The following is a 14,390-nucleotide window of genomic DNA, read 5'->3' as shown; positions in this document are numbered from 1 at the left end:
AAAGTACACCATTCATTACTTTGAATTTTAAGTTGTAATTTATAACCAAAATTTTTTACATAATTTACAACTTCTTCTAAACTCCACTCTACTAATCCTGATATTAAAAGTTTACCATTGTTTTTTAAATGATTATGAATAAAATCCATAAATAATTTAGTTTCTTCTCCTCCTATATTTATAAAAATCCAATCATAAGAATCATTAATAACAATTTCATTATTTAAGATATTTCCTACAAGAACATTAATATTATTTATATTGTTAAGAGATGCATTAAATAATACTTCCTCTTCCACATCTCTAATATCTACTGCTGTTATTTTATTTGCTCCTTTAATAGCAGTAGATAAGGATAAAATTCCTGAACCAGTTCCTAAATCTAAAACAGATAAATTATTAAAATTTTCGTTTAATATAAATTTTAATATATCTTGTGTAGTTTCATGTAAGCCAGTTCCAAAAGCTCCTTGAGATAGAAAATTAATTTTATTTTTTCCTTCAAACTCTTCATTAGGAGAAGCTAAAACCCAATTTTCATCTATGTGAATAGCTGGGAAATTAGTTTCTTCATAAATATTTGATATCTCATTTATTTCATAATCATAATTACATAATATATCACATACTGTTTTTATATAGTTTTTTAAATCTTTTTTATCACCATCAAAAGCAACATTAAGATTAACAATTACATTTTCTTTTTCTTTATACCCATATCCCCATTTATCTGTAGTTATATCTAATGGTGATTGGTAATATACATTGTAAATTTCATTAATTGTTAATAAATCTATTTTTTCATCAACTTTTTCTTTCTCCATTTTAAAAGTTATTATAAACATAAACAATTTCCTCCTTAGTTAAAAGTGTTATCACAAGTTTGAATTATAACACATATTGTTTATAAACCATAATAAATATTAGTTATAAAATAAATTAAAGTTTAATAATGTTTTAAACTTTTAGTAAAACCAAAACTTTTAGGAATAATATAGTGGTCTATAATAGGTACCGTTAAATTCATTAGTATGATTGCATAACTAACTCCTTCTGGATATCCACCAAAAATTCTTATTAATGATGTAATGAGTCCACATCCAAAGGCAAACACAACTTGACCTGATTTAGTCATTGGAGAAGTTGTATAGTCAGTAGCCATAAATATAGCTCCTATTAATAAACCACCAGTTAAAATTTCATAAAATCCATTTTCTTTTAAATAGACATCTCTTCCTATAATAGTGGTAAGTAAAAAAACAGTTGAGATATAGGTAATGGGAATATGCCAAGTTATAACTTTTCTATATAGTAAATAAATACCTCCTATTATTAGGGCTAAAGCAGAAACCTCACCTATACAACCTGGAATATTTCCTACAAAAGCATCAGATAAGGATATTATAGAAGCTTCACCATTTTTTATATAGGTTAAAGGAGTAGCAGTTGTTATTCCATCTAGCGTATAGTTACTTATTGATTCAGGCCATGCAGATAATATAAAGGCTCTTGCAGCTAATGCTGGATTCATAAAGTTAAAGCCTAAACCACCAAAACACTGTTTAACTAAAATAATGGCTATAATACTTCCAATAGCTACAATCCAAAGAGGCGTAGTAACAGGTAAATTTAATGCTAAAAGTAATCCTGTAACTGCTGCACTTAAATCACTTATGGTTATTTCTTTGTGTGTTAGTTTTTGGAAAATAAATTCTGACAAAATAGCAAAAAATATACTTATTATAATTAAAAATAGAGATTTTATACCAAAAAAATATATTCCAGCAATAGTTGTAGGGATTAAGGCAATAATTACATCTAGCATTATTTTTTGAGTTGTTATAGGACTTTTTATATGAGGTGCTTTACTTTTTAATAGCTTAAAGTCTTTATTATTATCTAAATTAAGGTTATTTAAGGTATTGTCCATCTATTACCCCTCCTTTTTTAATAAAGTTTTATTTTTTATAATTTTTTGTTTAGTGTTTTTTATGTCTTGTATTAATAAGTTTTTAGCAGGGCAGATATAGGTACAACTACCACATTCTATACAATCCATACCATGAAGTCTTTCAAATTCTTTTAAATTTTCTTCTTTTGAAAGCTTATGAAGTCTTTGGCAAAGGAGATTCATAGGGCATACTTTTAAACAATTTCCACAACGAATACAATTACTTTTTTTATGGAAAGTTGAACTATCTTCTGATAAACAAATAATACCACTAGTTCCTTTAGTAACAGGAATATCTAATGATGATATGGAAATTCCCATCATAGGACCACCAAGTATTATTTTTTCAGGTGTTTTTTTAAATCCATTACATTCATTTATTAGTTCTTTTATATTAGTACCAATCTTAACTTTTAAATTTTTAGGATGTGAAATAGCATCCCCAGTAACTGTAATAATTTTTTCTATTAAAGGCTTGTCATTTATTATGCTTTCATAAATTTGATATACTGTGGCTATATTTTGAACTATACAGCCAATATGAGAGGGAAGTTTTCCAGAGGGTACTTTTCTTTTAGTGCAGGCATATATAATATGTTTTTCTGAACCTTGAGGATATTTGGATTTTAATGGAACAACTTTTATATTTGATATAGATTTTGTTAATTTTAAAAATTCTTTTATAGCAAGAGGTTTATTATTTTCTATAGCTATATAAACTTTAGCATTTGGAAAAAGTTTCAATAGTATTTTTATTCCTATGAATATTTCATTAGTTTTTTCAATCATAAGTCTATAATCACAGGTTAAATAAGGTTCACACTCTGCACCATTAATAATTATAGAATCTATTTTCACATCTTTTGGAGGAGTTAATTTTATATAAGTAGGAAAACAAGCTCCACCTAAGCCAACTATTCCATGAGTTTTTATTATTTTTAATATTTCATTATTATTTAATTTTTCAAAGTTTCTTTTAATGGATGAAGATGATAAATATTTGCTATCATTACATACTATAATAGATAATATTTCTTCATCATTATGAAGTTTTAATTTTTTTATATCTTTTATAGTTCCAGATACACTTGATATTATAGGAGAAGAAATAAAAGAAGTACTATTTCCTATAATATCTCCCACTTTTATATAATCACCTATATTTACTGTAGGATTGCAAGGAGCACCTATATGTTGTTTCATTGGAAAAATTAATTTATCTTTAGGTAAGTAGCTTTGTATAGGTTTATCTGAAGTTAAGTTTTTTCTATGTGGAGGATGAATACCTTTAGGAAAGGTAAAATATTTCATAAAATTACACTCCTTTTTTAAAAATTATATTAAAGTGTATGATAATAATGTGAAAAAAAGTATATTTTTACATAAGGATAAATTGATAAAAAATACATATATACATAATAAAGGTAATAGAGTATAATATATTTAAAAAGAAGAGGAGTTTTGTTTTATGAAAAAGTATACAAAATACATTAGTAGAATAATGATTTTATTTATTACTACTATATTATTTTCTGACTTTTCAACTAAAAAGGTTTTGGGAAAAAGTAATGAAGAACAAGTAACAATTATTAATGATTTTACTACAGGAAGTGAATTAAACCAATTTAATTTTATAGGCAATTGGAGGACAAGCACTGGATATGAGCAATTTTATAATGGGGATGAACATTGGAGTAATGCTAAAACTTGGCCAAGTGATCCAAGCTCTGTATATTATACGATAAAATTTCAAGGACGAAAGATTGAAATATACGGTAATAAACAACCTGGCTTAGGAATTTATGCAGTTTCAATAGATAATGGAGAAGAAATAGAAGTAGATGCGTACAGCAATAGTAATGAGTATCAGCAATTAATTTATGAAAGTCCTTATTTAGAAGAAGGTGAACATATCATAAAAGTTAGAGCTACAGGTAAAAAAACAGGTATAGCACCAGATATGCAGGTAGATTTTGCAAAGGTTTACCATACTCTTATAGAAGCAAAGGATATAATATTATCTAGCTCAGATATTTCAATAGAAAAAGATAGTACGTATAAAATACAAGCTACTATAACTCCAAACAATGCTTTTAATAAAGAAATTATTTGGGAGTCTTTAAATCCAGAAATAGCAATAGTTGATAATGGAGTAATTACAGCAATGAAAGAAGGAAAAACACAAATTAAAGCTATAATAAAAGATACTAATATAGAAGCAGTTTGTAATGTAACAGTTACTAAAGCTGGATTGGCTTTAGGAGGGGCCATAGGTAGTACAGATAGACATTATATGCAAGAACATTATGAAGAAGTAAAGAATATGGTTACATCTAGTTGGTATGGTGTTGGATGGAAAGGAGACATATTAAATTCAGAGATAGTTTTACACACAAAAGGTAAAGATGTAAATAACGTGAAAATAACATCTACTGATTTCTTATCAGAGAATGGACAAATAATAGGAAAAGATAATATTGATATTACATTTTTAAAAGAAGTATCAGCTCATGTAGGAAGAGGATTCAATTGGGGAAATATACCGGGAAGCAATGTACCAAGAGAACAAGTACCAGAGATACTATATACTTCTAGTCCTATAAATATTTCAAAAGAAAGGGTTCAACCTGCATGGATAAGTATAAATATTCCAAGGAATATTAAAGCTGGTATATATACAGGTGAACTAAAAGTGGAAGCTGATGAATTGGAATATCCAATAATTTTTAATTATTCTTTTGAAGTTTTAAATGCTATTCAACCAAAAGCTACAGAAAATGAATTTCATTTAGATTTATGGCAATATCCATATACTGTAGCTAGATATTATGAAGTTGAACCATTTTCACAAGAACATTTTGAAATTTTAAAGCCGCAAATGGAAATGTATAGAGATGCTGGTGGAAAGGCAATTACGGCAACAATAGTTGAGGACCCTTGGAATCAACAAACTTATGATAAATATTCTTCTATGGTTAAATGGACAAAGAAATCAGATGGTTCTTTTGAATTTAACTTTGATCATTTTGATAAATGGGTAGAATTTAACTTAGATTTAGAGATAAATAAACAAATTAATTGTTTTAGTATGGTTCCATGGGAAAATAGAATTTTTTATTATGATGAAAGTAAAGGAGAAATAGTAGAGGAAAGACCAAATCCAGGAAGTAAAAGATGGATTGAGCTTTGGGAAACCTTCTTAGTAGATTTTATAAAACATTTAGATGAAAAACAATGGTTTGATTTAGTATATATTGCTATGGATGAAAGACCAATAAATACAATGGAAGCAGTTTTGAATTTACTAGATAGACTACCGAATAAAGAAGGAAAAACATTAAAGGTATCTGGCGCTATGAACTATAATGCTGTAGGTAGTGATGTTTTAGATAGAATAGAAGATATTTCAATAAATTTAGGACATATAAATCATAACAATGATGAAGTTAGAAAATTATCTGAAAGAAGAAAAAGTTTAGGTTTAAACACTACCTTATATACTTGCGTAGGAGATTATCCAAGTAGTTTTACAAGAAGTAATCCTTCAGAAAGTGCTTGGACTATATGGTATGCAGCATCACAAAATGTTAATGGATTTTTAAGATGGGCTTTAGATGCTTGGGTAGAAAAACCATTAGAAAGTGTAGATCATTGGTATTGGGAATCTGGAGATCCTTTCTATATATATCCAGGAGATAAAGAATCAAAAAATCCTATACCTAGAAGTACTCCAAGATTTGAAAGACTTAAAGAAGGTATTAGAGATGTAGAGAAACTTAATTTAATAAAAAGAGAGACACCAGAATTAACAGAAGAGATAAATTATTTATTACAAAGCTTAAAAAGAGCTTATGGTAAAACTAATAAGTGGGGAGCTATGGAAGCAGGAAATCAATCTAATAAGGATTTAATAGATAGAGAAGTAGCTAGAATGAAAGCTGGATTAATGGATATTAGTAGAAAATATATAGATATTAAACATAATAATAAACCAATTAAAGTAGAAAAGGTATCTAATTTAAAATCAACTAATATAAAAGCTAATGAAATAACTTTAACTTGGGAGGAACCTAAAAATAATGAGCAGTTAGTATCTTATACTATATTTAAAGATGGTGTAGAAGAAAGGGTAGTTCTAGCAGATAAAACAGAAGTAGTTATAAAAAATTTAAATAGTAATACTTTATATGGGTTTAAGATAATTTGTAATTATTCTAATGGAGAAAAATCAAGACCTAAAGCTATAAATGTTCGAACTTTAAAATAAAATATAGTATTTTCTTTACAGAGTCTTATTTTAAATTAAGGCTCTGTTTTTATATTTGAATAAATTATATTAACAAATATAAAAATAAGTAAAATATTGAAATTACAAATTATTACTGATAAAATATTTTAAAACATTATAGAGGAGCACAATGAAATGAAAGAAATGAACATGGAAATAAATAGAATAATAGAAAAACTTAAACATGGAAATAAAAGATTTTTTGAAGGTAAGAATAAATTAGTTGATTTATCTAAAGAAAGAAGAAAATTTTTAAAAGAGGGGCAAAAGCCATCTATCATAATAGTTGGATGTGCAGATTCAAGAGTAACTTTAGCACATATATTTAATATGGGAATAGGAGAAATTTTTGAGGTTAAGTTAGCAGGAAATGTAGTAGATGATTTTGCTTTAGCTTCTATAGAATATGCAGTTGAAAATTTAGATGTAAAACTAATTTTAGTTTTAGGTCATGAGGGATGTGGTGCAGTTATGGCTGCTTATGATAAATTAATTGATAATTTAAAGTATAATGGTCATATAGAAATTTTAGCTTCAAAAATAATGAAGAAAATTAAAAATGCAAAAAATTGTGAAGAGGCTGTATATATAAATATAAAAAACACTATAAATGAAATAAAAGAAAGCTATATTTTAAAAAAGCTTATAGAGAAAAAGCAATTACAAATAATTAGTGCTAAATATCATTTAAATGGTTTAGTAGAATTTTTAGATTAAAGTTAATTTTTTTAATATTTAATATAAAAATTTTATATGATATAATTTATTTGCTTAAAATGGAAAGTTAAAGGAGAAGAGCAGATGAATAAAATAGACTTTAAAGGAAGTGTAGTATTAAATCCAGTTCCCGTAGTTATGGTATCTTGTAGAAGTAATGAGGGTAAAGATAATGTATTTACAGTAGCTTGGACAGGTACTATAAATACTAAACCTCCTATGTTATCAATATCTATAAGACCAGAAAGACTTTCTTTTGAATATATAAAAGAAACCATGGAATTTTGTGTAAACCTACCTAATATAAACTTAATGAATGCAACAGATTTTTGTGGAGTTAGGTCAGGTAAAGAAGTAGATAAAATAAAAGAAATGAATTTTACTATGGTTGAAGGTATAAATGTTAATGTACCTTATATAGATGAATGCCCTATAAACATAGAGTGTAAAGTTAAAGAAATAATTCCTTTAGGAACACATCATTTATTTTTAGCTGAAGTAGTAGGTTCTCACATTAATTCTAATTTAATTGATGAAAGTGGGAAAATTCATTTTGAATGGGCTAATTTAATAAATTATTGTCATGGAGAATATTTCCCTATGAGTAAAGAAGCAATAGGAAAATTTGGTATATCTGTAGCTAAAAATAAAGACTTAATAAAAAAATATTCTAAAAACTATAAAAAGACCATTAATAAAAAAGATTATATAGTTTCTTCGAAAAATTTTAAAAAGGAAAAAAATAATGAAAATACAAAAAAAAATTTTAATAAAGATAAATTAAAAAAAACATATACTAAATCAAAAAATAGATAAAATTTTAATAAAAGTTATAAATAGTTTTTATTATACTGTTTTTTTATAAATTTATAATAGAATATGTCATGGAGTTTTGTAAAAAGCACCTAAAAAGGTTAATTAATTTTATAGCTAACACTAAAAAAATTTGTTAATATTAATGGTATAACTAATGAAAAAGGAGTATGAAAATGAAATTAATAAAAGGTAAAGTCTCGTTTGCAAGAAGTTTATTTGCATGTTTTATTTTTCCTTTAATATTTGGCTATTTTTATAGTTATGTAAATAAAGAGTGGTTTTTTTCTAATCAAATAATTGGATTAGTATTAGGTATAAGTTTTATTTTCAGAGGAACCTTTGAAAAAATTTATGCAAAAAATCAAAGAAATGCTAAAATAAGTTTCATATGCGGAAGTGCTATAATAATATATGTTATATGTAGATTTCTAGAAATACTTTAGAAAAATAGGGGGAAACTATGAATATTTATAAAAATTATATTGATATTATAAAAAGAGAAGTTATACCTGCTTTAGGATGTACTGAACCTATTGCTGTAGCTTATGCAGTAGCAAAGGCAACAGATGAAATAGGTACTATTCCAGATAGTATTGAATTAAATTTAAGTGCAAACATAATAAAAAATGCATTAGGGGTTGGACTACCAGGAATTGATACAACAGGAATAGATATAGTTTCTGTTTTAGGTGCTATATGCAATAATTCTAAAGAAGAATTAAATTTATTATCTAACATAACAGATAAAAATGTAGAATTTGCAAAAAAATATATAGAAAAAGGTAAGGTAACAATAAATAATAAGTTAACGGGTGAAAAATTATATATAGAAGCTATATGTAAAAAGAATAATGATTATGCTAAAGTTATAATACAAGGGAATCATACTAATATTACACTTATAGAAAAAAATAATGAAATTATTTTTAAAAAAGAATATAGTAACAAATGTGGAGAAAATAATGAGGAAAATATATTTACAATAAAAGATATTTATGAATTTATAAATGAAGTTGATGTTAATGAATTAAAGTTTTTATTAAGAGGCATAGATATGAATTTAAAAGTTTCTGAAGAAGGGATAGAAAATAAATATGGTCTTCAAGTAGGAAGTAAAATGAGTAATCATAATAAAATTAATTTATTAGCTAATAGTTTAACTAATAAAATAATATCAGGAACTGCGGCAGCTTCAGATGCTCGTATGGCTGGATGCAAATTACCTATTATGACTGTAGCTGGAAGTGGAAATCAAGGAATAACATGTATTTTACCAGCCACAATATTTGCAAAAGAAACAAATATTGCAGAAGAAAAATTATTAAGAGCAATTGCATTAAGTATTTTAATAACTGTATACATAAAAAGTTATATGGGGAGAATTTCACCACTTTGCGGTGCTGGAATAGCAGCTTCTACAGGAGCTGGAGCATCTATTACATATCTTTCAGGCGGAAATTTAAATAACATAAAATGTTTAGTGAAAAATATGATTGCTGATATATATGGAATGATTTGTGATGGTGCAAAATCAACTTGTGCTTTAAAAATAGCAACAGGAATTCAAGCAGCAATACAATGTTCTATATTAGCTATGCATGATATTGAACCTACTAGTAATGATGGAATAATTAATGATGATGTTGATAAGAGTATTAAATCATTAGGAAATCTTTTAGAAAATGGATTTAATAATACAGATAATGCAATATTAGAAATAATGCTTGATAAAAAAAGTTAATAATTAAAAAAGTATAAAAGTAGATTTAAGAAAATATTTATTAAATTCTTAAATCTACTTTTATTATATAAATAAATAATTTAATCTAATTTAACAAATACAATATATATTTATTAAATTTTCATAAAATGATATAATATGTTAAAGAGGTGATAAAATGCCAAAAATTATAAAAAATTTAGAAGAAAAAATTTTTAAGGAAGCCTCAAAAATTTTTATACATAAGGGTTTTGATAATACGGATATGAAAACTATAGCAGAGGCTTGTGGTATAGCAGTAGGCACATTATATAATTATTATCCTAATAAAAAGACTTTATATGTACAAGTTTTTAGAAGAAGTTGGGAAGATACTTTAAAAAAATTAAATAAGATTAGTCAAATTAAAGAGCAACAGGCTAATTTAGTATTAAAAAAAATGATAGAAGTATTATATAATGACACCGAATTAAGAGATGGCTTAGGCGATGATGTAAGGACACTACATACTAAAGGTGAGTTAGACTGGAAAATTATACAAGAATATTTTTTTAAAAGTATTTATGAAACTTTAAAAATATTTAAGTTCAAAGAAGAATTTGGTAAATATCCAGAAGTAGTTAAAAAAATAGTTTTAATATGGTTTGCTATGGAAATTTCTTTAATGAAAGTATTCCCTAATTCTAAAGAAGAAAATATTAATTTAATATATAATACAATGAAAGGGTATATTATATATTAAGTTAATATTATTTAAATAAGATAAGAAACTTAATTAATAATAGTATATAATGGGCATAATTTATAGATAGAGATGATAAATATATATCATCTCTATCTATTTTAAATAAATAATAATTAAAATTTAATATTTAAACTTTGTTATAAAAGATAATTATGGTAAAATTACTTTTATGATTATAATTAAGGAGCGTGAAATTATGAATTTTAATGTAGGAAATATTTATAATGGTTTTAAACTTATAGAAATAAAAGATTTAAATGAAATTGGTTCAAAAGGATATATTTTTAATCATGAAAAAACAGGTGCTCAATTAATAAAAATAGCAAATGAAGATGATAATAAGGTTTTTTCAATTGGATTTAGAACACCTCCATCTAATGATACAGGAGTTCCTCATATTTTAGAGCATTCAGTATTATGTGGTTCAAGAAAATTTGATACTAAAGAACCTTTTGTAGAGTTATTAAAAGGTTCTCTTAATACTTTTCTAAATGCGATGACTTATCCAGATAAAACAATATATCCTGTTGCTTCAAGAAATGAAAAAGATTATTTTAATTTAATGGATGTTTATTTAGATGCAGTTTTATATCCTAATATCTATAAATATAAAGAAATATTTATGCAAGAAGGATGGCATTATAGTATTGATGATAAAAATGAACCATTAAAATATAATGGAGTAGTTTATAATGAAATGAAAGGTGCTTATTCCTCACCAGATTCTATTTTATATAGAAGCATACCAGAAACTATATATCCTGATACTTGTTATGCTTATTCATCAGGTGGTGATCCTAATAACATACCAGATTTAACATATGAAGAGTTTTTAGATTTTCATAAGAAATATTATCATCCTTCAAATTCATATATATTCTTATACGGCAATGAAGATTTATTAAAAGAATTAGAATTTATAAATGATAATTATTTAAAAGATTTTGAAATGAAAAATATAGATTCTCATATTAATAGTCAAAAACCTTTTAAAGAAATGGTAGAAAAAAAATATAATTATGGAATTTCTGAAAATGATAATTTAGATGGAAAAAGTTATTATAGTTTAAATTTTGTTGTGGGAGAAGCAATAGATTATGAATTATACTTAGCTTTTGAAGTTTTATCATATTTGCTTTTAAGAAGTACAGCAGCTCCATTAAAAAAAGCATTAGTAGAAGCAGGCATAGGAAAAGCTGTAAGTGGCGATTATGATAATTGCATAAAACAGCCATCTTTCACTGTTTTAGTTAAAAATGCAGATATGAATTTAGAAGAAAAATTTAAAAAAGTTACTATAGATACATTAAAACAATTGATTAAGGAAGGAATTGATAAAGAGTTAATAGAAGCTTCTATTAATAGGATAGAATTTGAATTAAGAGAAGGTGATTATGGTTCTTATCCTAAAGGATTGGTTTATTACTTAAAGGTTATGGATAGTTGGTTATATGGAGGGAAACCATTTGTTCATTTAGAATATGATAAAGCTTTAGAAAAAGTAAAAACAGCTTTAAATGAAAGATATTTTGAAGAATTAATAGAAAAATATTTTATTAACAATCCTCATTCTTCTTTAGTTTCATTACATCCTGAAAAAGGATTAAATGAAACTAAAGAGAAAGGATTAATGGAAAAGTTAGAAAAAATAAAAGAAAGTATGAATGATAATGAAGTAGAAAAGATAATTAATAACTGTAAAAAGTTAAAGGAAAGACAAAATACACCTGATACTGAAGAAGCTCTTAAATGTATTCCTGCATTGAGCTTAAAAGACATAAATAAAGAAGCGGAAAAATTACCTTTACAGGAAAAAGAAATAAATGGAATAAAAGTTTTACATCATTCTTTTAATACTAATAAAATATCTTATGTAAATTTCTTTTTTGATACATTATCTGTAAAGCAGGAACTTATACCATATATAGCATTATTAGCAGATATTTTAGGAAAATGTGGAACTAAAAAATATGATTACAGTAAGTTATCTAACAAAGTAAATATAAATACGGGTGGAATTAGTTATAATCCTATTACTTTTTCAAGTTTAACTAATGAAGGAGATTATAAGCCTTATTTAGAGGTTTCTTTTAAATGCTTAGACAGTAAAATAGAAAATACTTTAGAAATATTATATGATATATTATTAAACTCTAATTTAAATGATATAGATAGAATAAAGCAAATTATAGCAGAAAAAAGAGCAAGACTTGAAGGGGCTATTTTTGATAATGGTCATAGAATAGCTTTTAAGAAAGTTTTATCTTATGCTTATAGTAAAGGTGCTTATGATGAAATTGTTTCTGGATTAAAATATTATGAATTTTTAGTTGACTTAGATGAAAATTTTGATGGAGAAAAAATAAGCACTAATTTAAAGGAAGTTAAAGATGTTATTTTTAATAAAAATAATTTATTAATTAGTTTTTCAGCACTAGAAGACGAATATGATAATTTTACAAAATATTTTAATAAATTTTCTAAAAAATTAAAGTCTAGTACTATAAACAAATATAAATATTCTTTTGAATTATGTCATAAAAATGAAGGATTATTAACTCAAGGGAATGTTCAATATGTTTCAAAGGGTGGAAATTACAAACAGTGTGGATATGATTATCATGGAGCTTTATCATTATTAGAAACAATTTTAGGTTTTGATTATTTATGGAATTCTGTTAGAGTAAAAGGTGGAGCCTATGGAGTATTTTCTAATTTTAGAAGAGATGGAGGTGCTTATATAGTTTCTTATAGAGATCCAAATATTAAAGAAACTATAGAAGTATATGATAATACATCCATTTATATAGCTAATTTTGAAGCTAATGAAAGAGAGATGACAAAATATATTATAGGTACTATAAGAAAACATGATCAACCTATAAGTAATAGTATAAAAGGAGATATAGCTACTGCTCATTATTTAGCTGGTCTTACTTATGAAATGTTGCAAAAAGAAAGAGAAGAAATAATAAATGCAGATTTAGTAACTATAAGAAGTTTTGCTCCTTTAGTTAATGATTTAATGAAATCAGATTATCTTTGTGTTATAGGAAATGAAAATAAAATAAAAGAAAATTCTAATTTATTTAATAAATTATATAAAGTAATTAAATAATTATATTTTAAAAGAGCTATTTTTAGCTCTTTTTTATTTAAAAGAGAAATTTAAAGAGAAATTTGACTATAAAAAAGTAAGTTGTATAATATTTATAGTTATTAAAAATTATGAGGAGAGATTTAATTGGATTTTGTTGCTATAGACTTTGAAACAGCTAATGAAAAAAGAAATAGTGCCTGTGCTATAGGATTAACTATAGTTAAGGATAATAAGATTGTGGAGGAAAAGTATTATTTAATAAACCCTTGTGAAATGAGATTTTTACCAATGAACATATGGATACATGGAATAAATCCAGAGGATGTAGAAAATGAAAAAAACTTTTCAGAACTTTGGAGTGAAATAAAACCTATTATTGACGGGAAGTTAATAATAGCCCATAATGCATCTTTTGATATTAGTGTATTAAGAAATACTTTAAGTTTTTATGATATAGAACATCCTAATATAAGATATGCTTGTACAGTACATATGGCAAAGGGATATTATGTTGATTTACCAAATCATAAACTAAATACTATATCTGAAGCTTTAGGATTTGATTTAAAACATCATCATGCAGGTAGCGATGCTTCGGCAGCAGCTAATATTGTATTAAATATATGTAAAGATTTGGGTATAAGTAAAGAAGAAGACCTTATAGAAATTATGAAATTAAAACTTGGAAATGTAGAAAGAAACTTCTATACTCCTTGTAAATCATTAGGAAAGCCAGAAGTAAATAAAAAATTAATAAATTTTAATAAATTTAATAATAAAAAAATAAAAAATAAATTTTTTGAAAATAAAACAGTAGTTTTTACTGGACCATTAGAATCTATGAAAAGAGTAGAGGCTATGATTAAAGTTAAAAATTTAGGTGGTAAAGTTGGAAGTAGTGTAACTAAAAGTACTAATTTTCTTGTTACAGGAATAAAAAATTTTAAAAAATTAAATTATGAAAATAAAAGTAGTAAAATGAAAAAAGCAGAATCATTAATAAGAAATGGACAAGATATTTATATAATGAGTGAAAAAGAATTCCTATTATTA

11 protein-coding genes are annotated in these 14,390 nt (G+C 25.1%); 8 read left to right on the top strand and 3 right to left on the bottom strand.

Going from position 1 to position 14,390, the window contains the following annotated elements; all coding sequences use genetic code 11:
• The 3 genes from GBZ86_RS06450 to rsxC all read right to left on the bottom strand — a co-directional run.
• Window positions 1-845, bottom strand: an 845-nt coding sequence (locus tag GBZ86_RS06450; protein WP_152888880.1) for a 50S ribosomal protein L11 methyltransferase, incomplete at its 3' end; no start/stop codon positions are given.
• Between the two features lie 101 nt (window positions 846-946).
• Window positions 947-1,930 carry an RnfABCDGE type electron transport complex subunit D gene (locus tag GBZ86_RS06445; protein ID WP_152888878.1) on the bottom strand — a complete coding sequence of 328 codons (984 nt, stop codon included), beginning with the start codon at window positions 1,928-1,930 and terminating at the stop codon, window positions 947-949.
• Between the two features lie 3 nt (window positions 1,931-1,933).
• Window positions 1,934-3,262: an electron transport complex subunit RsxC gene (gene rsxC, locus GBZ86_RS06440; RefSeq protein ID WP_152888876.1), complete on the bottom strand. Its 1,329-nt coding sequence runs from the start codon at window positions 3,260-3,262 to the stop codon at window positions 1,934-1,936.
• Window positions 3,263-3,419: 157 nt separating this feature from the next.
• On the opposite strand from rsxC, the gene GBZ86_RS06435 reads away from it, so the two are divergent.
• The 8 genes from GBZ86_RS06435 to GBZ86_RS06400 all read left to right on the top strand — a co-directional run.
• Complete coding sequence (locus tag GBZ86_RS06435; protein WP_152888874.1) at window positions 3,420-6,218, top strand: glycoside hydrolase domain-containing protein; 2,799 nt, start codon at window positions 3,420-3,422, stop codon at window positions 6,216-6,218.
• Window positions 6,219-6,374: 156 nt separating this feature from the next.
• The gene (locus tag GBZ86_RS06430) at window positions 6,375-6,956 is read left to right on the top strand and encodes a carbonic anhydrase (RefSeq protein WP_152888872.1); all 582 of its coding nucleotides are present in this window, start codon (window positions 6,375-6,377) and stop codon (window positions 6,954-6,956) included.
• Window positions 6,957-7,040: 84 nt separating this feature from the next.
• Entirely contained in the window at window positions 7,041-7,772 is a 732-nt protein-coding gene (locus GBZ86_RS06425) for a flavin reductase family protein (RefSeq protein WP_152888870.1), read from the top strand.
• Between the two features lie 173 nt (window positions 7,773-7,945).
• The gene (locus tag GBZ86_RS06420; protein ID WP_152888869.1) at window positions 7,946-8,215 is read left to right on the top strand and encodes a DUF4181 domain-containing protein; all 270 of its coding nucleotides are present in this window, start codon (window positions 7,946-7,948) and stop codon (window positions 8,213-8,215) included.
• Between the two features lie 17 nt (window positions 8,216-8,232).
• Complete coding sequence (locus GBZ86_RS06415; protein ID WP_152888867.1) at window positions 8,233-9,513, top strand: L-cysteine desulfidase family protein; 1,281 nt, start codon at window positions 8,233-8,235, stop codon at window positions 9,511-9,513.
• A 157-nt stretch (window positions 9,514-9,670) separates the two neighbouring features.
• Window positions 9,671-10,234, top strand: coding sequence for a TetR/AcrR family transcriptional regulator (locus GBZ86_RS06410; protein WP_152888865.1), 564 nt, complete (start codon window positions 9,671-9,673; stop codon window positions 10,232-10,234).
• A 199-nt stretch (window positions 10,235-10,433) separates the two neighbouring features.
• Window positions 10,434-13,355 (top strand): insulinase family protein, encoded by a 2,922-nt coding sequence (locus GBZ86_RS06405; RefSeq protein ID WP_152888863.1) that lies wholly within the window; start codon window positions 10,434-10,436, stop codon window positions 13,353-13,355.
• Between the two features lie 126 nt (window positions 13,356-13,481).
• On the top strand, window positions 13,482-14,390 hold a 909-nt coding region (locus GBZ86_RS06400), incomplete at its 3' end, for an exonuclease domain-containing protein (protein WP_152888861.1).

The sequence above is a fragment of the Clostridium tarantellae genome, from assembly GCF_009295725.1.
Lineage (GTDB): Bacteria > Bacillota > Clostridia > Clostridiales > Clostridiaceae > Sarcina > Sarcina tarantellae.
This window is presented reverse-complemented; position numbering and strand designations above follow the sequence as displayed.

Excerpts from the sequence above, each read along its gene's own strand:
- GBZ86_RS06445 (WP_152888878.1), bottom strand. The coding sequence starts at position 1,930 with ATGGACAATACCTTAAATAACCTTAATTTAGATAATAATAAAGACTTT.
- rsxC (WP_152888876.1), bottom strand. The coding sequence starts at position 3,262 with ATGAAATATTTTACCTTTCCTAAAGGTATTCATCCTCCACATAGAAAA.
- GBZ86_RS06435 (WP_152888874.1), top strand. The coding sequence starts at position 3,420 with ATGAAAAAGTATACAAAATACATTAGTAGAATAATGATTTTATTTATT.
- GBZ86_RS06430 (WP_152888872.1), top strand. The coding sequence starts at position 6,375 with ATGAAAGAAATGAACATGGAAATAAATAGAATAATAGAAAAACTTAAA.
- GBZ86_RS06425 (WP_152888870.1), top strand. The coding sequence starts at position 7,041 with ATGAATAAAATAGACTTTAAAGGAAGTGTAGTATTAAATCCAGTTCCC.
- GBZ86_RS06420 (WP_152888869.1), top strand. The coding sequence starts at position 7,946 with ATGAAATTAATAAAAGGTAAAGTCTCGTTTGCAAGAAGTTTATTTGCA.
- GBZ86_RS06415 (WP_152888867.1), top strand. The coding sequence starts at position 8,233 with ATGAATATTTATAAAAATTATATTGATATTATAAAAAGAGAAGTTATA.
- GBZ86_RS06410 (WP_152888865.1), top strand. The coding sequence starts at position 9,671 with ATGCCAAAAATTATAAAAAATTTAGAAGAAAAAATTTTTAAGGAAGCC.
- GBZ86_RS06405 (WP_152888863.1), top strand. The coding sequence starts at position 10,434 with ATGAATTTTAATGTAGGAAATATTTATAATGGTTTTAAACTTATAGAA.